This is a genomic window from Sphingomonas sp. So64.6b, assembly GCF_014171475.1.
GTDB classification, from domain to species: Bacteria; Pseudomonadota; Alphaproteobacteria; order Sphingomonadales; family Sphingomonadaceae; genus Sphingomonas; species Sphingomonas alpina_A.
This window is the reverse complement of record NZ_CP048817.1, coordinates 4,515,173-4,538,845: the sequence shown is the minus strand read 5'-3', so window position 1 is coordinate 4,538,845 and position 23,673 is coordinate 4,515,173. Positions and strand designations below refer to the sequence as shown.

Annotated in this window: 18 protein-coding genes; 6 read left to right on the top strand and 12 right to left on the bottom strand. The window is 63.7% G+C overall.

The window, feature by feature from the left end; all coding sequences use genetic code 11:
* Positions 1-339: 339 nt before the first annotated feature.
* Positions 340-1,056, bottom strand: a complete 717-nt coding sequence (locus G4G27_RS21785; RefSeq protein ID WP_183110568.1) for a hypothetical protein — start codon at positions 1,054-1,056, stop codon at positions 340-342.
* A 58-nt stretch (positions 1,057-1,114) separates the two neighbouring features.
* On the bottom strand, positions 1,115-1,384 hold the full coding sequence (locus tag G4G27_RS21780) for a GlsB/YeaQ/YmgE family stress response membrane protein (RefSeq protein WP_183110567.1): 270 nt from the start codon (positions 1,382-1,384) through the stop codon (positions 1,115-1,117).
* 212 nt (positions 1,385-1,596) lie between these two features.
* Here G4G27_RS21780 and G4G27_RS21775 point away from each other — a divergent pair, with 212 nt between their 5' ends.
* Positions 1,597-3,009 carry a helix-turn-helix transcriptional regulator gene (locus G4G27_RS21775; RefSeq protein ID WP_183110566.1) on the top strand — a complete coding sequence of 471 codons (1,413 nt, stop codon included), beginning with the start codon at positions 1,597-1,599 and terminating at the stop codon, positions 3,007-3,009.
* Positions 3,010-3,309: 300 nt separating this feature from the next.
* Here the strand turns inward: G4G27_RS21775 and G4G27_RS21770 are convergent, their stop codons facing one another.
* From G4G27_RS21770 to G4G27_RS21730, 9 genes are all read right to left on the bottom strand, one after another.
* The gene (locus tag G4G27_RS21770) at positions 3,310-3,951 is read right to left on the bottom strand and encodes an IS6 family transposase (RefSeq protein WP_244624458.1); all 642 of its coding nucleotides are present in this window, start codon (positions 3,949-3,951) and stop codon (positions 3,310-3,312) included.
* Between the two features lie 575 nt (positions 3,952-4,526).
* A complete protein-coding gene (locus G4G27_RS21765; protein ID WP_244624457.1) occupies positions 4,527-6,287 on the bottom strand; it encodes a peptidase M61 in 1,761 nt (586 codons plus the stop codon).
* A 107-nt stretch (positions 6,288-6,394) separates the two neighbouring features.
* On the bottom strand, positions 6,395-8,668 hold the full coding sequence (locus G4G27_RS21760) for a TonB-dependent receptor (RefSeq protein WP_183110563.1): 2,274 nt from the start codon (positions 8,666-8,668) through the stop codon (positions 6,395-6,397).
* 269 nt (positions 8,669-8,937) lie between these two features.
* Positions 8,938-10,128: a pyridoxal phosphate-dependent aminotransferase gene (locus tag G4G27_RS21755; protein WP_183110562.1), complete on the bottom strand. Its 1,191-nt coding sequence runs from the start codon at positions 10,126-10,128 to the stop codon at positions 8,938-8,940.
* Positions 10,129-10,209: 81 nt separating this feature from the next.
* Complete coding sequence (locus tag G4G27_RS21750; protein WP_183110561.1) at positions 10,210-11,544, bottom strand: APC family permease; 1,335 nt, start codon at positions 11,542-11,544, stop codon at positions 10,210-10,212.
* A complete protein-coding gene (locus G4G27_RS21745) occupies positions 11,541-13,040 on the bottom strand; it encodes a peptidase S10 (protein ID WP_183110560.1) in 1,500 nt (499 codons plus the stop codon). Before G4G27_RS21745 ends, G4G27_RS21750 begins: the two co-directional genes overlap by 4 nt.
* The gene (locus tag G4G27_RS21740; RefSeq protein WP_183110559.1) at positions 13,030-15,135 is read right to left on the bottom strand and encodes an amidohydrolase family protein; all 2,106 of its coding nucleotides are present in this window, start codon (positions 15,133-15,135) and stop codon (positions 13,030-13,032) included. The genes G4G27_RS21745 and G4G27_RS21740 overlap by 11 nt, the downstream gene beginning before the upstream one ends.
* Entirely contained in the window at positions 15,132-16,100 is a 969-nt protein-coding gene (locus tag G4G27_RS21735; protein WP_183110558.1) for an ornithine cyclodeaminase family protein, read from the bottom strand. The genes G4G27_RS21740 and G4G27_RS21735 overlap by 4 nt, the downstream gene beginning before the upstream one ends.
* A gap of 13 nt (positions 16,101-16,113) precedes the next feature.
* Positions 16,114-17,607 carry a peptidase S10 gene (locus tag G4G27_RS21730; protein ID WP_183110557.1) on the bottom strand — a complete coding sequence of 498 codons (1,494 nt, stop codon included), beginning with the start codon at positions 17,605-17,607 and terminating at the stop codon, positions 16,114-16,116.
* A gap of 223 nt (positions 17,608-17,830) precedes the next feature.
* Here G4G27_RS21730 and G4G27_RS21725 point away from each other — a divergent pair, with 223 nt between their 5' ends.
* The 5 genes from G4G27_RS21725 (at position 17,831) to G4G27_RS21705 (ending at position 22,120) form a co-directional block, all read left to right on the top strand.
* Complete coding sequence (locus G4G27_RS21725) at positions 17,831-18,310, top strand: Lrp/AsnC family transcriptional regulator (protein WP_183110556.1); 480 nt, start codon at positions 17,831-17,833, stop codon at positions 18,308-18,310.
* A gap of 181 nt (positions 18,311-18,491) precedes the next feature.
* The gene (locus G4G27_RS21720) at positions 18,492-19,250 is read left to right on the top strand and encodes a helix-turn-helix transcriptional regulator (RefSeq protein WP_183110555.1); all 759 of its coding nucleotides are present in this window, start codon (positions 18,492-18,494) and stop codon (positions 19,248-19,250) included.
* Between the two features lie 120 nt (positions 19,251-19,370).
* On the top strand, positions 19,371-20,573 hold the full coding sequence (locus tag G4G27_RS21715) for a PepSY-associated TM helix domain-containing protein (protein WP_183110554.1): 1,203 nt from the start codon (positions 19,371-19,373) through the stop codon (positions 20,571-20,573).
* A 6-nt stretch (positions 20,574-20,579) separates the two neighbouring features.
* A complete protein-coding gene (locus tag G4G27_RS21710) occupies positions 20,580-21,518 on the top strand; it encodes an alpha/beta hydrolase (RefSeq protein WP_244624456.1) in 939 nt (312 codons plus the stop codon).
* Positions 21,515-22,120, top strand: a complete 606-nt coding sequence (locus tag G4G27_RS21705; RefSeq protein WP_183110553.1) for an FMN-binding negative transcriptional regulator — start codon at positions 21,515-21,517, stop codon at positions 22,118-22,120. Before G4G27_RS21710 ends, G4G27_RS21705 begins: the two co-directional genes overlap by 4 nt.
* On the opposite strand, the gene G4G27_RS21700 is transcribed toward G4G27_RS21705, so the two are convergent.
* Positions 22,105-23,625: an amino acid permease gene (locus tag G4G27_RS21700; RefSeq protein WP_183110552.1), complete on the bottom strand. Its 1,521-nt coding sequence runs from the start codon at positions 23,623-23,625 to the stop codon at positions 22,105-22,107. The genes G4G27_RS21705 and G4G27_RS21700 overlap by 16 nt on opposite strands.
* Positions 23,626-23,673: the final 48 nt, after the last annotated feature.

The following is a 23,673-nucleotide window of genomic DNA, read 5'->3' as shown; positions in this document are numbered from 1 at the left end:
CGCGCCGATCGAGAGACCGCTCGACGACTTCGCTTAGTGCGGCTGAGCGGGAGGAATCTCAGATTCTCTCTATCGATATGATTTCACGTCGAAATCTTGCCGCTCACTGGCAGCTACCCCACATTTTTCCCCACACGTCGCGCGAGATTTTATGGAGCATCGCGGCACGTTTCGCGACTGCTATGCGCCTCAATATCGGCCGTAAGGTTTCGCGCTCTCATTTCCTAAAAACCGCCATTCCAATCGTGGGTTTGGCACCCTTAGCTGACGCGCTCTCGATTAAATCTCTAGACTGATCTCCATCATGGGGTCGAGGGCGGACCCTCGACCCCACTCCAATTAGGCAGTCGCCCCGCGCGGACTGTTCACGTTGTGACCGCCATTCTGCCGCAAGATTTGGCGAACGCGGCTGCTGTCGGCCGCCCCAGTCACAGTGACCAAGACCCCGCCGCTGGTCAGATGATCTCCATAATACGAAGCATCCTCGTCGCTGACGCCGTGAGCTTTGAGCGTCTCGTTCAGCGTACCGGCCGCTGCACCTGCAGCTGCGCCGATTGCCATGGCGCCTGGCACTGCCGAAGCGGCGATAGCGCCTGCGGCGACCAGAGGTCCAACGCCGGGGATCGCCAACGCCAGGACGCCAAGACCAGCGCCCAGGGCGCCGCCGCCGAGGATGCCGCGCACCAGATTTTCATGGTGCTCGTCAGTCACGACACCGTCGCCGTCGCGTGCCGTGGTCGTTCCCTCGTTGCGAGCGATCACCGACAATGCGCTGTTGCCCACGCCAGCATCACGAAGGTCAGCTACGGCGCGTTCGGCTTCGGCCTGGCTGTCGAACATGGCGGACAGCGTGCCAGTAGCGGTGGTGCTCGACGTGCCGTTTGCAGTGTCGCCGGTCAGCGCGTTCGTGGCGCGATCAACCGGCCCGCGATTTGGATCGTCGGAGCCGATTGCCGCATCGATCCCGCCAGTGCCGCCGGTAACAGCATTGGCAGCGCGATCGAGCGGGCCACGATTGGGATCGTCATGCGTGAAACCGTCGTTGTCGTTATTCATCCGAGCTCTCCTTGGGGGTAATTTGATGGGCGGTTGTGCACGTCCGAGCAGGTCGAATTTAACGGACCGACCCGCGACGAACGAGATTGACGATGGCGAGCAACACCACCGCGCCGAGCAGCGACACGAGGATCGACTGGATGCTGATCACGCCGCTGGTGATTGGCGCGCCGCCGATAAGCGGGGTCACGATGAAGCCTGCGAGCAGAGCTCCCACGATGCCCACTACGACGTTTAAAACGATGCCCTGCTGTCCGTCGGTGCGCATGATCATGCTGGCGAGCCAGCCAATGATCCCACCTACGACGAGGAGAATGATGAGGCCCATGGATATTCCTTCCGGTTACAGAGGCCATTCAAACGACCGCGTCGGCCTTAACGTTCAAAAAGCGCTCGATCCGGTGGCGTCTGGATTAGTGCTCGGGCACTAACGAACGTAGTAATCCAGCTTGGAACGTTGGCCGTCTCCGAGCGCTTTGCGATGATGACTGCTCCGTCACCAATCCGCGATCAACCGAGCTTGCGTCATCTCGAGCAGCTATGGCGCAACTGCTCGATGGCGTTGTACTCGTCGATCCTACTGGAGTGATCCTCAGCGCCAATGAGGCCGCACTGCGGATGCATGGCGTGTCAACTATTGGTGACCTGGGCGGGACCGCGGAGGGCTATGCAAAACGGTTCGCTTTATGGTCTGGCAATCACAAGCCGCTTAAGCACCGTGAATACCCGCTGTTTAGGCTGCTTGCTGGTGAAAGCATGCCAGACTCGGTTGTGGAGGTTGCTCCGGCTGGGACAGAGCAGGTCCGTTGGGTACACGAGGTCCGCGATGTTCTAATGGACGATGATGGTGGGGAGCCGGATTACCTAGCGCTGGTCATCAGCGACGTCTCGGAAAGGTTCGACGCGGAAGCACGCTTCAAGGCGATGTTCAATGCGAACCCGGCACCGGCAATCGTTGTCGGCTTGCGGGACCATCGGATCATGCAGCTTAACCCGGGCTTCGAGGCGCTAACCGGATTTCAGCCAGCAGAGCTCGTCGGCCAGAAGTTGGTGAGTTCCGATTTGCTGGGCTGCCTAGCTGATCCGCAAACCTTTTGGCGGCTAATCGATTCCGGAACCGTGGTGCCTCAAACGGATGCCGAATTGCTCACCGCGGATGGGTCAAGACGCCTTGTGGTGTTCGCTGGTCAACCGATCGATGTCACCGAGGAGGACGCCTTACTGCTGACATTCGCTGATTTAGAGCCACGGCGTGAAGCGGAGACAGCGCTCGCGGACAGTGAGGGACACTTGTCGGCGGTCTTTGAAATGGCGCCGGTCGCCATGGTTGTCACTCGCGACCGCGATCACCGGATTTCTCGCGTGAATGCCGCCTTCAGGCGACTGACCGGCTACAGCGATGATGAAGCGGTCGGGCGAACTGCAAACGATCTGCAGCTATGGAACAGTTCGGAAGAGCGCGCAGCTTTGGAGCGTGACTTAGTGGCGGACGGCGGCGTGCGAGACCGTGACGGCCTGTTGCTGTCAAAGAAGGGCCTTAAGATCGACTGCGTGGTTTCGGCAGAGACGGTGAGCTTGGAGCGAGCCCCATGCGTCCTCTGGGTTTATCAAGATATGACCGAGCGACGCCGAAGCGAGGGGGAGTTGGCTGGAGCGATCAGCGAAGTGATGAAGGACGCCAGCTGGCTCAGTCAGTCGATATTGGACAAGCTAGCCAACCTCCGCAGGCCAAAGGTGGCCATGCCAAGCGTGGAGCTCAGTCCGCGCGAGCGTGAGATCCTCGACCTCATCTGCGACGATCACGACGACACCGCGATTGCCGAACGGCTTGGGTTATCGCGGAACACGGTGCGCAACCACGTTGCCCGCATTTACTCAAAAATTGGCACGAACCGACGCAGTGGTGCTGTTGTCTGGGGTCGAGAGCGAGGCATGGGCAATCAGTATGACTGATGTTCGAATCTCGGAACTGGAATGCAATTCGATCAATGCCTGGCTTTGTCGCCAAACTAAGCGTCCGTATTTCGCGTTGCGCCGACTAGAAGCTGTCTGGCAGCGAACGGCCCACTTTCGGCCATTAGCGACAGAAGAGAACTCGATAAGTTTAACTGAACGACAAATCGGCTGATGCCGGTAGGTTCATGACGGGGGCTGAAGCCAGCGTTGTTGGGCGCGAGATGGTTTTCAAGGGTGCTGTCAGTCGGATGCGAACTCGTCTCCACACGATGGAGTCTGGTCTTTGAGCCAGATCGCCTAGCTCGCCAGCGACTGCCACTCGGCCAGTGCGTCTGAGCGGCGTTCCTTGAAGGTCTGACGGTCGACGATGTGGCGTTCGAGGCTGAAATGATTGTGGACGTTGGCATGGACGCTGGCGAACTTTTGCAGGGTCTTCATACGCCGGAATCTGAGCATGGCGCGCTCTCGTCGTCGAAACGGCAGATGGCTGTTTTCCACCCGGTTGTTTGCATGTCGGCCGACTTCCTGCCTGTCGGCATTGCCCGGCTCCGCCATCGCAGCCCGATATGACTTAAGGCCATCGGTGACGATCACCTCAGCCTCGTCATGCCGCTTCAGCGCTTTCTTCATGAAGGCCAGAGCCGCAGATTTGTCCCGCTTCTTCGTAACGTAGCTCTCGAGGATCTCGCCTTCGTGATCGACGGCGCGCCAGAGGTAAACCATCTCGCCATTCAGCTTCACGTACATTTCATCGAGATGCCAACGGCAGTGCCGAAACCCGCGCAGGCGGATCTCGCCGGCGAACACTGGCCCGAACCGGTTCCACCACAGCCGCACAGTCTCGTGGCAAAGGTCGAAGCCGCGCTCGAAGAGCAGGTCCTCGACGTTCCGCAGCGACAGCGGAAACCGCACGTAGAGCATCACGACTTCACGGATCATCTCCGGTGCCGAATGAAAATACCGAAACGGGTTAGCTGGCTTGGCTCGGGATCTGCGGTTCATCCGTCGCGAATATCATCGCGCAGGCTGCGCCGCCACGTCGCTTTGACAGTGCCTCCACGAGAGCGCAGCGAAAATTCGAAGGCGTTTAGCGGCAGACTCCTGGCCCTGTGTCGCTTGCCAGTCTTTGGTCACATCGACCTTTTCGGCCGGCTTGCGTCAGACATGTCCAGATTCCTTGCATCGACACTTCTGCACAGCTGACGTCGAACGGAAAGCCAAACGCCTCGCGCGCAGCATATCCCTATAGAGCACAGGTGAATGCGTCCATATCCGACCGCTCAGCGCCCAATGTCGGTCATTTAGCATCCGACGACCGCGTCGGACGTGATCCGTGCAGTGATTAACGCGCTTTAAAATCGCGTTCGATCATCCCTATTCCACCACTGTTCGTGAGTCAGCGTGGTGACCTTCCCGGTACAGATAAACGGGCTACAAGCCCTGCGAGAACGGGGAGAAACCCGCGCTGTTGCTCCCGCAGCCGAGATGGAATTACACCGGGACTGAACGGCTCGTCAAAATGCGCAGCCCTGTCTTGCGGAACCGGGCACAAACTCCCACTGATAGGCGTCGACCGTCTCGCCACGCGGCAAATAGGAGATCGGCAGGACGTCGTTCCCGCGCCGCACATTGAGGCGGATCAGCTCGGCCTGCTCGCCCTGGATCCCGTCCTGCGGCACCGGATCGACAATCTCGTCGCCATTGCGCAGTCCCGCCTTGTCTGCGGCGGATTTCGGAACCAGCCCCCTTACGACACGCTTCGGCTGAGCAAGGACGTCGGTTGCAAAGCCCAGTTCATAGCGCCGTAGCGGGCGGGTGGTCCGACGAAAGCAGGCGCCGAAGGCGTCCGAGGCGGGCACCGGCATCACGCCGTCGAGGAAGGCGCGAAAGTCGGTGACGGCGCTCGATCCGAGATGCTGTGCCAGCAACGCTTCCCAATCGGCATTGCTGATCACCTTGCCGGTCTTCTCGATCGCCAGCATGGCGAACATCAGATCGTCGAGCGAGGTCTTGCCGCCGCTGGCCTTACGCAGCGCATCGTCGACCGTGACGAAATAGAGCATGCCCCGGTCATAGGGCAGCGTTCGCACGCGGGTGTCGGCCCAGAAGCGCAGCGGCACCTGGCTGTTCGGGGCGCGGGCCATGCTGCTGGTGTAATAACGCGCTGCGGTCCAATTGATGTCGGCCAGATATTCCTCGGGGGTCAGCATGCCGAAGCGGAAAGGCAGCCGCGCCTGGTAGAAGGTGGCAAGCCCCTCGCCGAACCAGGAAGATTCGAGTCCGGCGGGGCTGGCGATATAGGGCTGGAAGGTGTGGAACATCTCGTGCGCCAGGGTCAGCCGGATCCTGGCGACATCCGAACCGCGCCCCGCGCCGAAGGTGGTCACGAATGACCGGTAGAGACCGACGCCGCCGCCCGCGTTGATCGGATTGTAGCGCAGGAAGACGCCATAAGGCGGCGAATCCTTCTGGCCGAACATGTGCGCATAATGATCGTAGAGCGTGCCGGTCCAGGCGAGCAGCGCGCCGGCATCGAAGCCGGGATCGCCCTGCCATGCGCCGAAGAAACCGCCGGCGGGGATCCTGGGCGGCCAGGTGCCGATCCGCCCGGCCATGAAGAAGCTCATCCGTAACTGCGCGCCATCGAGCGGCTCGGCGGCGGTGACAATGCCCTCACCGAGTGAGCTGACGCCCCGGCTCCCCTTGGGCGCGCGGGTCAGATCCCAGCCGAAGGTCGTACGATACCGGTTGTCGCCGGGAGGCAGCAGCAGGAAGACATGTCCCGCCGCAGACACCCCGCCGCCATCGGCGGTGAAGGAGAAGGGCGGCGCCGGACCGCGGGGCGGCAGGGTCGCCTCGGCGGGCACGCTGTACTGAATGGTGACCGCGCCCTGCACCGCACGGTCGACCAGCCATTCGCGCGACGAGCCGCCGCCGACCGCATCGCGCATGCTCGTCTCGGGCAGGTCGATGTCACGCGCCGTAAGATGCAGGACACCCTTTGCGTCGCGCGCGGTGATGGTGGAGATCGTGGTGGCCACCGTGTCGACATTGCTGGCGACCATCGGAAGGCGGAGCAACGCGTCCCCTCGGCGCGCAGCGATACCGCCGAAGCGCAACGTGATCCGGACGGTGCCGATCTGCGTCCGTACGGCGGGTGCGGCGATCGGCGCCAGCGTCACGGCGAGGGAGGTATTTCGCTCCGCAGCGCCCGCGATGGCGGGTGTCGCCGGCGCGAGCGCCAGCACGAGGCCCGTCAGAGCATAACTGATCAACGCTGGTCGCATCGGTCCACCTCGATCATATCCATATAAAAAGATGCGCAGGACCGCGGAGTCCTGCGCGTCTTGATATCATGAAGCGCGATCGCCGCCCGTCATGATCAGAAGGACCGCGCCAGGGTCACGCCGATGGTACGCGGCTGGATGAACAGCGCGGTTGGCACGTTGACGCCGTTGCGATTGTCCGCGGCGGCGACGCCGCGCTTGTCGAACAGGTTGCGGGCATAGAGGTTGATGCTCCAAACCCGATCATAGGTCAGGCCACCACGGATATCGACCGTGGTGTACTCAGGCATCAGGATGCGCGGACGGGTCGCGTTCGCGGCGTTCGTCACGAAGGTGCTGGCGCGATCGCCGAGATAGATGGCGGTGAGGCCCAGGGTGCCTTCGAGCGAGTCGGACAGCTCGAACGTCTGCTGTACGTTGATGTTACCCGCGACTTTTGCCGAGAATGGCAGGCGATCACCCGCTAGCCCCCTCAGCCCGGTAGCACCGGCAAGCGTCGGCAGATCCTGGGTCAGGGTCGCATCGGTAAACGTCAGGGTCGCATCGATGGCCATGCCCCGCCAGGGCGTGAGGTTCGCCGCGAATTCCAGGCCCCGGCTGCGTGCCTTGCTGCCATTGGCGAGGAAAGTGAGCGAACTGATCGAGTCGGTGCCCTGCAGCTGGATATTCTTCCAGTCGATCTGGAACAGCGCGGCATCAAGCGTCAGGACGCCGGGAATAACCTTACCCTTGAAGCCGAATTCATAGTTCACGACCGTATCCGAGCCGAAGGACCGCGGCACGGATGGCGGCGCCGCGATGTTCGGGCCGCCCGGACGATAGCCGCTCGCGACGCGGATATAGGCGATGATGTCGCGTGAGAAGTGATAGCTCGGCGAGATCAGCCAGGTGAAGGCATTGTCGCTCGAATCGGCGATCGTCGTGCCCGAACCAAAGACCGGGGCGGTCTGCGGCGAAGTGTCGAGGGTCGACTCGTTATGCTGCTTGTTATGCGCATAACGGCCGCCGACCTGAACATCGAGCTTGTCGGTCGCGTGCCAGGTGAGATCGGCGAAGCCCGCATATTCGCGATAGGTGCCGGGACCGGTGCCGATATAGGGCGTCGCATCGAGGCTGCCCGTCGCGATCAGCGTCTGGTTGGTCGCGGCATGTTCGACGGTGTAGAAACCGCCGACGAGCCAGCTGAAACTGGTGCCGGAATCGCCGCCGAGACGCAGTTCCTGCGAGAATTTATGCGTCTGGTCGGCATTGGCGATCTGCACGGTCGGAGCCGTCAGCAAACCATAGCGCGACTTCAACAGGTTGCCGAAGACCTTGCTCACATCGCTGGTGATAACATTGTCCGCACGGCTCCACGCGCTGATCGAGGTGATCGTCACGCCACCCAGTTCGAGCTCGCCGCGCGCCGAATAGAGCTGGAACTTCGAGTTGTTGATCGAGTCGAGCGAGTCGATCGTCAGGTCGCCATAGACCGGCTTGAACGTGGTCACCACGGTATTGGGATTCGCCGGGGTGCTCGGAATACAGGCGGCGCAGACCGGAACACCGCCCGCGGTGATCGCCAGATCGCTGTTCATCGCGTCCTGCTTCTGATGAAGCGCCGACAATATGATTCGGAAATTATCGGCCGGTTTGATCAGCGCCGCGCCGCGGAAGCCCCAGACATCACGCGTGTTGACGTCCTTCTTCTTCAGCGCGGCGGCATTGGCGTTGTCCAGATAGGGTGCGTCTTCACGCTTGAAGCCGCTGCCCGCGATCGCCAGCCAGTCGGTGACCGGGATGTTGACAGAGCCGCGCGCCGCATAGCCGGTGCCGCCATGCGCGATGGTGGTGCCGCCGAGCTCGATGCGGCCCGAGAACGCGTTGGTGTCGGGTTCCTTGAGCACATATTTGATCAGGCCGCCAAGGCTCGACGCGCCATAGAGCGTGCCCTGTGGGCCGCGCAGCACTTCGACCCGGCTGACCGCGCTGGCATCGAAATCGGGAAGCGGCGGCTGGCCGGTGCCGGTGGTGCCGCCGAACTGGATGTCGTCGACGAGCAGCGCGACGGTCGGCGCGGTCGCGCCGCCGGTGGTGACACCGCGCAGCGCCAGGCCCGACACGCGCTGGTTCGAATATTGGAGCCCCGGCACGCGGTCGAAATATTCCGACAGGCGATTGATGTTCTGCGAGGTCAGCGTGTCCGCCGAGATCGCGGAGATGGCGACCGGTACGTCGATCAGACGCTCGGCGCGCTTCTGCGCGGTGACGATGATATCGCCGGCCGAACTGTCGTCGGCGGGCGGCGCTTCCTGGGCAGTCGCCGGCATCGACACTGCCAGCGCGATGACTGCCGCCGAGATGGAGATCGTGTGTTTCACATTTTTCATTCTTCGTACCCCCTGTATCCGCGGATCGGGGTCCCCGGCGGGACCATCGACATCCGGTTCCGAAACCTCTTGTGCAGCCCACCCGAAACGCGATTGTCATCGTCGCTTCCGGCGAACATCCCTCATCAAGACATCCGCAGATTACCCGTGCACCGCCGTCATATTTATTCTGATTCGAGGCCGACGGGCGGCTTCGTGCATAAACTTTCGCTGATTACGACCGAGTTGGATCAAGTTTGCCCGACCGCGCCAGCGCCTGCTCAGGCCGGTCAATTCGCGCCGACGGCCTGGGGCTGCCGGACATAAGCGCGCAGGCCCTCCTCCAAGCCGCGCAAGCCAGCGTCCAGCTTGTCGTCCTCCTGGCAGAAGCCGATCCGGACATAACCCGGCGCACCGAAATATTCGCCCGGCGCAACGATCACGCCCGACCGTGCGATCAGCCATTCAGAAAAGGCGCGGGTGTCCGCGACGCCGGGCAGCGACGGAAAGCAGATGCAGCCGTCCTGGGGCAGTACGCCGGCCATCAGCCCCTCGGCGACCATGCCATCGAACCACGACTGGAAATGCGGACGGCACTGCGCGACATAGTCGCGTGAATGCTGATCGAAGGCGCTGCTGTCCGCCAGCACATGCGCAGCAACGGCGTGCGACAGCGTCGACATGCCGAATTCGATGCGGCCATTCAGCTGGCGAAGCCGCTCCATCACATCCATCGCGCCGACGATCCAGCCGCAGCGCAATACGCCCAGACCGTAGATCTTGGTGAGGCTCGAAAGGCTGATGACCGCCGGCGACAGCGCGGCTGCCGCCTGGGGGCGTCGCTGCTCCGGGGTGTAATCGCGATAGACTTCGTCGACCACGAGCAGGACGCCGCGCCGTTCGGCCAGCGCCGCCAGCGCGCGCATTATATCCTCGGAAATCGCCATGCCCGATGGATTGTGCAGATCGGACAGCACGATCAGCCGGGTGTCGGGCCGCAGCCTGGCCTCGACCTCGGCTACATCGATGACGAAGCGGTCGCCACAGCGCTGGAAGGTGTCGACCACCGCCCCCGACGCTTCGGCAAGGTGACGGAACAGGTCGAAGCCCGGCGTCTCGACCAGGACATGGTCGCCCGGACGGACGAAGGCACGGTAGATCAGCGAGAGCCCGCCGGTGGCGCCGGTCGTGCACAGCACCTGGTCGCGCTCGACCGCATAGCGTTCAGCCAGCATGTCGCGTACGAAAGGATTGCCGTCGCCAAAGGCACTGACATAATAGCGTGAGAAGGACGGCTCGACCGCTGCCAGCACGGTGGTGCGCAGTAATTCGCGCGGCTCGGGCACCGAGCTTTCGAACAGGCTGACCGTTTGCCCGTCATGGGCGCGGGCCTTGGCGAGGGCGCCGCGGACCCATTGCGCATAGCTTCCATCTTCGGGAAGTGTCGTCACCGACGCCGGCATATTTTCTTCTCCAGACATGGCGTCCTCTCTACCGGCGGCAACGGGCACTAATTATTCTATCTCGGACGGCTGGGTCGCCATTCCGCATAATTTGATCGCTTATTCGGCCAAATCGCGCTTGGTATTGCCCGAACCGCCCTTGCGGCCTTTCAGGAACCAATAGGCCAGGCCGATGATCAGCCAGCCACCGACCAGCAGATAGGGGCGCGGGTCGGCCTCGATCCCGAATACCCCGACCAGCAGCGCGCAGACCATGCCGACATAGCCCAGCACCACGACCGCGCCGCGCGACAGCGGGATCGTCGCGCGGGCGTGAATGTCGGGATGGCGCCGCGCCACGACGGTCGCCGAATAGGAACAGGCCATATATTTCAGCATCGTCGGAATATTGACCGCGAGCAGCAGGAAGATGAGGCTCGGCGGCAGCAACAGGCCGAACATCGCGCAGACATAGCCGAACAGGATCGCCCCGTGCGGTGTGCCGAAGCGCGGATGCACTGCGCCGATCGCGCGCGGCAGCACACCGTTGCGGCCCATGGCGAACAGGCTGCGCGAGAAGGTGAGCGCCGCCGCGTTCATCGACTTGATGATCGAGAAGAAGGCCGCCCCGACGATCAGCGGGATAGCCAGGTCGCCCAGTACGACCTTCGATGCGTCGAGCAGCGGCGCCTGGCTCGCGGCAAGCTTTTCCGGCCCGACCAGCCCAAGCGCGGTGACGGCGACAAGGCCGTAGACGATGGCGGTCAGGCCGATTGCCAGCGCGATGCCCAGCGGCACGTTGCGCCGCGCGTCGCGCACCTCTTCGCCGATCTCGACGGCGGACTCGATGCCCAGGAACAGGCTGATCATCAGCGGTACGACCGCGAGGATCGCCAGCAGCGGCGTATCGAGCGGATTGCCGACCAGCGCGGCATCGAAATGCGGCAGACCGGTCGCGACGAAGATCGTGAGGATGATCAGCAGCAGCGCCATCAATTGCGTCTGCACCTTCGCCGCTATCGACACCCCGACATAGTTGAGCGCGAAGATCGCCGTGATCGCCACCGCCATGACGGGCTTTACCGGCAGGGGAACGACCATGGCGAGATAGCTGACCATCACTTGTGACAGGATGGTCAGCGCGCCGACATTGGAGATGATCCGCAGCCAGGCGATGATGAAGCCGACGCCGGGATGGATGAATCGGGTCGGCCATTCATAGGACGCCCCCGAGACCGGCAGCGCCGACCCGAGATAGGCATAGACCGCCGCGAACACGAGCATCGGCAGCGCCGCCACGCCGATCGCGGCGAGCAGGCCCGACCCGGCGACCTGCGCGGTCGGCTGGAGAATCGAGAAGATCGAGACGCCGATCGCGGTGCCGGCGCCGAAGGTGACGACACCGACCAGCCCGACGCTCTTGCGCAGGGTGGCGCGTTCGATCGCGACGCTCACTTGCCGCCGCCGACAAAGGCGCGGATGTCGCGGATCAGCGCGGCGCGCGCCTCGGCGCCGAGATAGGGCATATGCCCCGACGGATAGACGTGGAAGCTGGTGGCGCCCAGCGGCACCCCGGCATGGGTCAGCGTATATTCGGCAGTGCCGAGCGGCGTGACGAGGTCGTAATAACCAGTGCCGACCATCAGCCGCATCGCCGGGTTGCGGTTCATCGCCGCGGCCAGATCCACCGCGAAATTCCGGCCCAGCGGCACGGCCGGGCCAGAGCCATAATCCCAGCGTGCGTTAACGTCGCGAAAGGCGATCGGCTGATAGGGCGTGTCGAGATCGACCTTGAGCGTCGTCGCGGCATAGTCGTTCCAGGCCGTGGCGAAGCCCGGAACATATTGTCCCATCGCCGGATCGTCGGCGACCGGATCGCTGCCCGCCCCCTGCAACGGCAGCACGAAGCGCGCGTCATAGAGGCCGACCCGCTGGCCACGATCGGCAAGCAGCAGCTTTGCGAAGGCCGCGCCCGAGATCCGCAGGTCGCTGGCAAGGATGTCCCTTTCGGATATGCCGATCAGCGCCGACATCTGGCGTGCGACCTCGGCCTTGCGATCGGCGGGCAGCCGTGACCCGGCGTAGAGCGCGGGCAGATAGCTCGCATCGATGAACCGCCTGGCCGCCTCGGCCTGTGCTTGCGCGGTGCAGCCGGCCGCGACCTTGCCGAAATAGCAGGCGGTCGCGGCCTGTGATGGCAGCAGGCCCAGATAGGCGCGATCATCGCCCTCGGTACCGCGCCCCATGTCCAGTGCCTGGCCGAGCAGGATCACGCCGTTGAGAGTCAGGCCGTCCATCCCGCCGGTCTGGGTCGGGCCGCCCACCATCAGCTTCGCCATCACCGCCGCGCGGATCGTGCCATAGCTTTCGGAGATCAGGTATCGGGGTGCGTTAAGCCGGCCGTGGCGGCGCAGCCATTGCTGCATCACATCGACCATCGCCTGCGCATCCTGCTGCGTGCCGTAGAATTGCTCGGCCTTTCCGTCCGGCAGAATCCGGCTGTAGCCGGTGCCCGGCGGATCGATCAGGACGATGTCGGCGACGTCGAGCGGGCTGTCGGGATTGGCGACGGTGGCGAAAGGAGCGACCGTGCGCGCGCTGGCTGGATCGTCGAAATCGACGCGGCGCGGGCCCATAAGCCCCATGTGCAGCCAGATCGAGGCGGAACCGGGGCCCCCGTTGAAGGCGAAGATCACTGGGCGCGCGAGGGGCGCCTTCACGTCGCTGCGGATATAGCTGGTGAGGAAGATGCTCGCGCCGGGCAGCAGATATTCTTCCACCGCCGCCGCATAGCGAAGCCGAACCCCACCGAAGCTGCCCTGGCCTTCCGATCGGAAGATGCGCGGCTGCGGCGTTTCGCGCGCGGCCGGCGCGGGGGCCGCGAGGGCCGGACCGGCGAATAGCACAGCGAACGCCAGCCCCAGGCCGATCAGTGCACGATCAATCCTCATCGACATGCTCTCCATATCCGAAGCCGACCGCGTTGCCGCCGCCGTCGCGCTCGGCGACCTTGGCGGCCGCGCGGATGGTGGGCGCGGTGGTGAACGGCGTAATGCCCAGCGCGCTGTAGATCTCCGACGGGAAATAGATCGTCCCGCCCCGGATCACCATGCGCGGGCGCCGGATCGCGGTGATGTCCCTGGTTGGATCGCCCGGCACCAGCACGAAGTCGGCCAGCTTGCCCTGCGCGATACTACCCAGCCGGTCGGTCCGGCCGAAGAATTCCTCAGCCCCCAGCGTGCCGGCACGTAGCGCTTCGGCCGGGGTAAGGCCCGCCTTCACATAGAGCTCGATCTCGCGCTGGACCGAAAAGCCCGTCGCGTCGTCGGTGCCCGGCAACAGGCGGATGCCAGCCCTGTGGAGCATGCCGACCGTCTCGAGCATCTTGTCATAGCCCGACTGATAGGCGGCCTCTTGCGCCTTGTTGGCGATCGTCACGAACGACCGTTTGCGGTAACGCTGAAAGCCGATCGGCATGTGCGACAGGAAATCCTCCTGCCCCATCGGCACCTGCCCCGCCCGGCTCATCATCAGTTGCTCGAGGATCACCACCGTGGTGTCGAGCGCAACGCCGCGCTGCTTCATCAGCCGCACCGTCTTCTGCACGGCTTCCGAATTCAGATCGAGCGATCCCGCGCGCGACATCGCGGTCAGGCGCAGCGGCGTGCGGCTGTCCTCTTCGGGCCGCAATATCCAGCCAAGCATCAACTGGTTGAGATGGGCGATCGAGTCATAGCCGTCAGCGATCACCCGGTCGGGCGTGTCGAAGGCGGGGACATGGCCGGTCACCCTCAGGCCGAGCCGGTGCGCTTCGGCGGCGATCGGCTTCACCCAGTCAGGGTTCATCGAATTGTAGATCTTGATCTCGGCATAGCCGCGATCGGCGTACCAGCGGACATCCTTCAGCGCTTCGTCGATCGAGGATGGGATGAAGCCGTAGCGCGCCGAATAGGCGCTGCGTCCTTCGATGAAGCCATTCGGTACGATGCGCGGCCACGCCACCTGTCCGCTGTCGATCTGCGATAGCAGGTTCTGCAGGAAGCCATTGTCGTTGCCCATGTCGCGGGTCGCGGTGACGCCGGCAGCGAGATACATCAGGCCCGAAGGCAGGGTGGCATGCGAGTGCATGTCGTGCAGGCCCGGATAGACGGTGCCGCCCTCGCCATCGATCAGCACTTCGTCCTTTGGTGCCGGCAGCCTGTCGTCAGCGATAACCTGGGTGATCGTGTCGCGCATAACGACGACCGTCGATAGCGGTGACAGCCTGCCCGTCTCCGGATCGAAGATGCGGACGTTGCGGATACGGACCGGCGCATCGAAGCGGTGAGCGAGTTTGCGCTGCAGATCGAGCGCGCGGCCGGTCTCCAGCTCACCGCCGAGCCGGGCAAGCATCGGCACCGATGCCTCATAGCTCTCGCGGATCGTGATGCCGTCGGCCGCCGGGCCGAACAGCGCAAACAGCTTCTGGTCCTTGTCGAGGAGCAGATAACTGGGGTTGAGCTGCACGCCGGTCAGCCGCCAGGCGGTAACCTTGGTCGCGGCGGCGCCTTCGCCCAGAGTGAGCATCTGCAGCTTCTCAAGCGAGATTTTGCCCGATGGCAGCACCGCAATGCTGTGATCGGGCTGCGCCAGTGCGGCCTGGGCATAGACCCAGATCGCATAGGGGCTGTCGTCATTGACGACATAGAGCGGCGGGCGCTTCGCCTTGGCGCTGCCCGTATCGGCCTGGCTGGTCCATTGTGCGCGGCCGGCCGACCAGCGGTAGCTTTCGTCGACGGTGCCACCCATCAGCGACGTGCCCTTGATCGTCCAGGCGATCGGAACGCCGCCTTCGCCAAAAGTCAGGTCTTCGCGATGCTTCGGGCCGCGGCCATTATTGTCGACCCGATAGTCGATCACCGCGTGATCGCCCTCGGTCTCGACGACGACCGTGCCGACCTTCTCACCATTGGACAGGATCGACAGTCTTTCGGTCGCCGCGAAAGCAGATGCCGACACACTGAGCAGCAGCGAGGCGACGAGACTCTTGAGGAGGAGTTTCTTCACGCGATGATGCCTTTCGAGGCGGCGCGAGCATGGAGATACGCCACGGCGGCGAGATCCTGCACGACATGGCCAAGCGATTTGTAGATCGTGATCTGATCCAGCCTTTCGCGCCCGACGAGCGTGCTGGCATGAACCTCGCCGATCTCGCCGACGACATGGTCGTCACCGACCAGACCCGCGTCGCGCGCGACCGCCAGTTCGGCCGCCTGGGCGAGCACACCGGGCCGATAGTCGGCGATGTAGCGGCCGGCCGCGACCAGCGCGCTGTCGACCTCGACCGGGCCGAGGAAGCTCGACCCGACAAGATTCACATGGGTGCCGTCGCGGACCCAGGACCGGAACAGAATGGGCTCCGCCGATCCGCTGACAGTGCAGATCACGTCGGCCTCGGCGGCGGCTCGCTCGCCATCGGTCATGGCCTCGATGGTCAGCCCGAGCTCGGCCGACAGCCGCGCCGCGAGCGCAGTCGAAGTGTCGATCGATCGGCTCCACAGCAGGATGCGGTCAAAGGCACGGACATGGCGCAGCGCGCGGATATGGGTTTCGGCCTGGATGCCCGCGCCGAAGATCGCCAATGTCCTGGCCTCGGGCCGGGCCAGCGCATCGGTCGCCGCCGCCGTCGCGCAAGCCGTGCGGATGCTGGTCACGGTTTCGGCGTCGGCGATGCATGTGATCTCACCAGTGCCGGCCGCAAAGGCCACCACCACGCCGCGATGCCGCGATCGGCCGGGCCGCACAGGATCCTCGGCGACGCTGACCAGCTTGGCGCCGAAGCTGTCGATCGCCGCCAGATCGCCCGGCATCACGCCGAACAGCATGTTGTCGGCGATCTTCACGATCTGGCGCAGCGGCTGCGCCTTGCCGCTTTCGGACAAGGCCTGCATCGCGCAGCGCATCGCCGCGATGCAACCCGGATAGTCGAGCAGATGTTCGACTTGCGCGGCGTCGTAAAAGGCGATCGTCATTCCGGCGCCCCGATCAGCGGACCAGGCTTCGGATATCGTCGCCGATCGCCCTGGCCGTCGTCGCCACCGAATAGCCGGTATGGCCGCCGTCATAGTAGCGCAGCGTCACGCGGGCAGGATCCCAGCCCGACTGAGTTGCCAGCAGTTCGGCCGCGCCCATCGTCGTTTGGGTGTCGTAGATGCCGTTACCGACGAGCAGACGGAAGCCCGGATTGAGCTTCATCATCTTGCCGATACCCTTGTAATAAGGCCAGTCGCCGAACGGGCTCTTGGCGTCGCCCCAACCCCAGTCTTCCAGGCTCGCAATCTCCACGGCCGGAACATAGGGATCCGTCCAGTCGACCTTGAGATCGTCGCGAATATAGCTGGGGAAGAATTTCTGCACGCCCTGCGTCAGGACATCGGACGGATCGGGCGCATTGCCCTTGTCGGTAATCGGCGCAGTGTAGCGCGCATCGGCACGGCCGAGCAGCAGACCCTGGTCCTTGAGCAGTTCGACCCGGTAGCGTTCCTTGGTGATCTTGAGATCATTCGCTAGATACCAGTCTGCCGGAACGCCACTGAGCTCGGCGAGCCGCGCGGCGACCCGCCGCTTGTCGGCATCCGACGCGGCGCTACCCTGGTAAAGGACGGTCAGATAGTCGCCCTTGGCGAAGCTGCGCGCTTCGGCGAGGAACGCGTCGAGCGAGCGCCCCCTCCGATCGGCCTTACCATGATACCAGCCGATCGCGGCGATTGTCGGCAGCGAGGCGATGTAGCTGGTGATGTTGGCCGGCCGCTGCGAATATTCGATGATGTTGGCGGCCTGCCCATAGAGGAAAATACCCGCAAGCGGCAGCGGATCGGGGCCGTCGGCCAGCTGGCCCGCAATCTCAGCCGCGCGATTGGTGCCGTAGCTTTCGCCGGTGAGATAGACAGGGGCGCCCTCGCGGCCGTGCTTCTTCAGCCAGGCGCGGATGAAGGCGGCGAACTGGCGCGCATCGGCCTGCACGGAGAAATAGATTTTCGGATCGGTGCCCGGCGTGGCGCGGCTGAAGCCGGTCGAAGCGGGGTCGACGAAAACCAGGTCGACCGCATCGAGCGGGGAATAAAGATTGTCGACCAGCTTGAAGGTCGACGGGTCGGCCTTGACCTCATCCGGATAGGCGACCCGTTTCGGCCCGATACCGCCGATGTGCAGATATTGGGAGGAGACGATCGGTCCGCCGTTGAACAGGAACATCACTGGCCGGCGCGCGGGATCGGCCTTGTCGCGCGTATAGGCGAAGCTGACGATCCGCGCGCCTTCGCCATCGGGGTCGGTCGAGACCGGCAGTCCTTCGACCGTTGCGGTATAGGCGATGTTCCGGCCGCCGAACTGCCCCATATGGTGCGTGACGACGGCGGGGTGATCAATCTGGTCGTGGACCGCTACCGGTGCGGCCGGCTGCGCCCAAGCCGGGCAGGAAAGCGTGATGGCCAGCACAGCGCACGACAGCAAACGGGTAAAGGCGGACTTCAACGTCATGCAGGATCAGCCTCCGATCCTCGCACCTTAGGGCCGGCCCAGTGAAATGATTATGCGAACTTTGGGGTCAGCGCCCCGGAGGTTGCATAAAATTTTCTCAGACCGTCCCGATACACTCGGTATTTCGCGGGTATGTTTAGTCGCGGATTGCTCGAAGAGCCGGTAAAGTTATGTTGCACCGGCGTGCCTAGCCATCGCAACGCGCCCGACAGGAATATCGCCCATGACCGACCCGCTCACTTCGATCGATCTAAAGATCCTCGAGCAGCTGCAAAAGGACGCCTCGCTCTCGACGAGTGAGCTCGCCGAGCGTGTCGGCCTCTCGCAGTCGCCCTGCTGGCGCCGGCTGCAGCGACTGCGCGAGGAAGGCTATATTGTCGGCCAGGTCGCGCTGCTCGACCGCACGAAATTCGGTGAAAGCCTTTACATCTTCGCCACCTTGAAAATGGTGACGCTGAGCGATGAACAGCGCGCCGAATTCAACCGCAGGATCGAGACGACGCCCGAGGTGATGGAATGCCACACCATTTTCGGTGAACGCGACATCATCTTGAAGATCATCGCGGAATCGCTGGAATGGTATCAGCGGTTCATCTTTCGGGTAATCCTTAAACTCCCAGGGGTTCAGGACGTGCAATCGACGGTGACATTGACCGAGATCAAGCGAACAACGGCGATCCCGGTGCGCAAAAGCCGGTACTAAACGCATAGTATAGCGCCCATTGCCAGTGCGTAACGCAAACCGATCGCCCGCGCGAAGCACCATGCAGCGCCCCGTCTTGCATCTGCCAGCGACTCGTCGCCATAATAGATCGGAGCGCTAGCCCGGAGGGATCAGCTGCGACGTGAAGCGATCAACCGACTATCCTTTAGAGTCCCGACCGATGATCGGCTTTTCCGACGATTATCCCGCCGGCTTCGTCGATCCTTCGCACAGCCATGCTCAGTCGCAGCTTTCTTATTCCGCTTGGGGCACCATCTCGATCATCACCGAATCGAGCAGTTTCGTGCTCCCACCGCACCGCGCGATCTGGATTCCGGCTGGAACCATGCACGAGTTGCACTGTCGAGCCGACGTATCGACCTATACGCTATACATCGATCCAGCGATTGGCCGTCAACCGGGTCAATGCCGGGTGTTTGAGGTGTCCGATCTGGTCCGCGCACTGATCTTCGAGGTTGGGCGTTTCCCGGTAGGATATGACATCGACGGGCGTGAAGGACGGATCGCTCAATTGTTGCTCGATGAGGTCGAGCGCATGCCCGGCATTCCGAGCGAAATCGCGATGCCGCGCGACCGCCGCCTGTTGCGCGTGTGTCGGGCGTTGATCGACGATCCGGCCGATCAGCGCAATATCGACGATTGGGCGAACGTCGCCGGTATGGGCCGACGAACCTTTACGCGGCTGTTCAAGGACCAGACCGGGGCCGGCTTCGCGGCATGGCGGCAACAGGTTCGATTGATGGCGGCGCTGTCGCGACTGGCGCTCGGACAGCCGATCACGACCGTTGCGTTCGATGTCGGTTATGAAAGTGCGAGCGCATTTACCGCAATGTTTCATCGCGCCTTTGGCCAGCCCCCCTCCGCTTACTTGAGCAAGCCCGGTCGGAGCGGACGCGACGGCAGCAGCATCGCGGCCTGATCGCACAAGCCTTGTACCCGATGTCGATACCGAGATGCAGTTCCTTCGCCTATCACCATCGAACATGACGGACGTGCCGAATCCCACACAGAAACCACGCCGCGCGGTGGCTCGCGCGACATGAGCCAAGCATCGCGCCGGACGCTCTGGACCACGATCCATCGATATATCGGCTTGTCGATCATGCTGTTCCTGCTGATCGCCGCGGTTTCCGGTTGCATATTGTGCTTCGCCCCTCAACTTGACCGCGCACTCAATCGCGATTTGTTCGTCGTCGACGGTGCCTCCAGCGCTAGTGATCCCCTCGCGAAAATAGAGCGGCTAAGCGCGGCGCGCCCCGATCTGCAAATCGTCGGATTCCCCCTGAACAATTTGCCCGGCGCGACCATACCAGTTGAGGTGATGGCGACACCGGGTGGTACGGCGCCAGGCTTCGACCAGGTCTTTCTTGACCCTGCGAATGGTCATATTGTCGGCGTGCGCGAGAAACGTGCCGGCTGGGACCGTCGGCATATCGTCGAGGGGATTGCGCAATTCCATTTCACGCTCCTGGCAGGCGATGCTGGCCGGTGGTTTATGGGTGTGATGGCGCTCGCCTGGCTGGTCGGTAATCTCGTCGGCGTTTATCTCACCTGGCCGCGCAAACGGCCCTATCTGAAAAACTGGCGCCGCATGTGGCGATTCAGCCTGAAGAGCGTGCTCGGCCGGCTAATGCTCGATATCCACCGCTCGACCGGGCTGTGGTTGCTGATCGGGGTGACCGCGCTGGCCTACACGTCGGTCTGCCTGAACTTCTATGCCGAGGCGTACGAACCGACGGTGATCCGGATCGCACCGTTGAAGCGCAGTCTGTTCGACCGACCGGCCCCTTTTCCAAACGGCACCCGACCCGCGCTGACGTTTCGTGAAGCGGTGGCACTCGGCAAGCGCCAGGTCGCGCGCGACGGTCTGAAATGGAAGCCAGCGACGATGCTCTACCGGCCGGACTGGAACCTCTACGGTATGACGCTCACCAATGATGGCACGCTCAATTACCGCGCGCTGGGTCCGATCTATTATTATTTCGACGCGCGTGGCGGTGCGCTGGCGCACGTAGTCAATCCCTATGACGACAGCGCGGGGCTGGTGATGATCCGCATGCTCTACCCGCTGCACAGTGGTCAGATCGGCGGCTGGCCGACGATCGCGATTGTCTTTCTGCTCGGGCTTGCGACGATCGAGATGATCGTCACCGGCTTCTATGTGTGGTGGAAAAAACGCGCCTCGCGTCTCGCCGCCGAGCGGTCTGCCGCCAAACGCGCCGCCATTACCAAGGGAATTTGAGCCACCGTGACCACCGAACTCGATCCTGATATCGCCCGCTTCCGGGCGGAGACCAATGCCGGTTACGCGGAATTCTCCGGCGGCGCCTATGCCGATGTGGCCGCGCGGCGGGCGGTTGCCGAACGCGTGCGCGAGCGCTGGGCGCGGGGAGGACCGACGATGGCGGCGACCGAGACGTTGACCGCGGGATCGGCCGGCGTCACGGTGCGCATCCATCGGCCTACCAACGACCAAGGCCTGCCCGTGCTGGTCTACCTGCACGGCGGCGGGTGGGTGCTGTTCAGCCTCGATTCGCATGATCGGCTGATGCGCGAATATGCCGCGCGCAGCGGCTGCGCGGTGGTCGGAGTGGACTATAGCCGCTCACCGGAGGTGCGCTTCCCCACCGCACTGGACGAGATTGGCGCGGTTTGCGCCTGGCTACGTCGCCACGGTGCTGCCCATGGGCTGGATTCTGCGCGTATCGCGATCGGCGGCGATTCCGCCGGCGGAAATCTGGCCCTGTCGAGCGCGATCCGGCAGCGCGATTCCGGAACCGGGCTGGATGGCCTGCTGCTCAACTATGGCGCGTTTGATACCGCCAGGCGTGACTCGCACAGCCGGTACGACGGCGACGGGTTCATGCTGACCTGTGATGAAATGATCGATTTCTGGGACAATTATCTTGGGACCGTGCCGGGTGCGGCGGAGCATCCGCTTGCCCGTCCCATGCTGGCCGAGCTTGCCGGCCTCCCGCCCGCTTTTCTTTGCATCGCCGAATGCGACATCCTCGCCGACGAGAACCGGGCCATGGCGACGCGGCTTAGAGAAGCGGGCGTCGCAGTGGATGAACGAATTTATCGCGGTGCGTCGCACAGCTTCCTCGAAGCGGTCGATATTTCGGCGCTGGCCGATCGCGCGATCGAAGACGGCGCGGCTTGGCTCGCCCGGACGCTGGGGCGATGACCGATCCGTTCGGCCAGGTCAGCTGCGCGGAGGTCGTGCGGCTTGTCGCCGCCAATCCGCTCGCCTGGCTGATGGCGGACGGCGACCCGGCGGCGGCGACGCCGATGCCGCTGCTGCTGGAGACGGACGCGGACGGAGCACCGCGATCCCTGCTTGGCCATTTGCCGCGTGCACACCCGCTGGTACCCGCCTTTACCGCCGATCCCAACGGGTCGTTCCTGTTCAACGGCCCGGCTGGATATATCACGCCGGGGTGGATCGCGAACAAGGATTGGGCACCGACCTGGAACTTCGCGGTCGTCGCGGTCCGCGGCACGGTCGCGTTCGACGATGCGCTTACAGGAGAGGCGCTCGAGCGGCTGGTCGCGCATATGGAAACCGGCCGGATCGAACCCTGGACGGTGGCTGCGATGGGTGACCGCTATGAAAAGCTTGCGGCGCGGGTAGTCGGTTTTCGCGTGACGATCGAGTCCTGCCGCGCGCGCTTCAAGTTGGGACAGGACGAGGACCCGGCCAACTTCGCCACGATCATCGACGGGCTCGGCGACGCGCAACTCGCACGGCTGATGACGGCAACACGCAAGAGCTATCGCGCTTCCTGACGCCGCACTTTCGAGTGGTGGCGGCCATAGCCCAGATAGATCAGGCCGCCGACTGACAGATAGACCAGCAAGATTGTCGCAGGAATCCATTCGCCGCCAATCGCCTTACCGATGATGTCGGCCAGCACCGGGCCCATCATCACGAGGCAGAACAGGATTGCGAGCACCGGCACGACGCCGATCCACACACCACGAACCCGGATGCCGCCGAGCGGCACGCTGAACGGCCGCGGGAGAGCCGGCTCGCTGGTGCGCAGCCACATCACGCACACGGCCACTGTCGTGAACACGCACGCGGTACCAAGGCTGACCAGATCGGCGAGCAACGAGATCGGCAGCAGCGCGGCCGCGACGGCGGAGATCGCCGCGACCAGGATCGTGCCGTTGGCGGGCGTGCTGAAGCGCGGATGGATGCGCGCATAGGCCGGGGGCAGCAACCCATCAACCGCCACCGCGTGGAGAATGCGGGACTGGCCATAAGTATTGACCAGCAACACTGAGCCGAGCCCGGTCAAGGCCCCGACCTTGATCACGATCGCCGCCACCGGCATGCCGATCGCGCCGACCGCAACGGCGATCGGATCGGCGACGTTGAGCGACCGGAACGGCACCAGGCCGGTCAAGACGAGGGCGACGGCACCGTAAATGATCGTGCTGACGAGCAGCGCGCCGAGAATGCCGATCGGGATGTCACGCTGCGGCTTGCGCGCTTCCGATGCTGCCGTCGCCACCGCTTCGAATCCGAGATAGGCGAAGAACAGGATCGATGCGGCGCGGAAGATACCGGGGACGCCATAGCGGAAACCGCCCTCGCTCGGCGGGATGAACGGTGTCCAGTTCGCGACATCGACATGCCGCGACCCGACGAGCACGAAGCCGGCGAGGACCGCGATCTTGACCGTGACGAGGAACGTGTTGACCGCCGCGGAATGGGAAATGCCGCGGATCAACACAGCGGTGGCGATCGCCAGCGCCGCCGGCGCGACGAGGTTGATCGTCGGTGCGAAGGTGAAGTGCATGCCCGCTGGCGTGATCTCGCCGCGGATGGTCGAACTGGTCAGCACTGCCGGCAGATGCACGCCAAAATCGCCGAGCAGACTGCCGAGATACCCGGCGAACCCCACCGCAAGCGCCGATCCGGCCAGGCCGAATTCGAGCATCAGCATCCAGGCCAGCGCCCAGGCGACGCCTTCGCCCAGCGCGGCATAGGCATAGGTATAGGACGCGCCGGATACCGGGAGAACGGAGGAGAGTTCGGCATAGCACAAACCGGTGAAGGCGCAGGCGAGTCCGGCGATCGCGAACGAGATCACCACTGCGGGTCCGGCATAATTGGCCGCCGCCGTGCCGGTCATGACATAGACGCCGGCGCCGATGATGCAGCCGATTCCAATCAGCACAAGCTGGATCGGGCCGAGCGTACGCCGCATCCCGGTCGCATTCGCCTCGGTGCGAACGGCGTCGAGCGATTTGCGCGCCCATACGCCGCGACGTTCAATAGCCATTGCCTTCGTCCCCTCAGCCATAAGCGGGGATGATACGCGCGGGGCGAT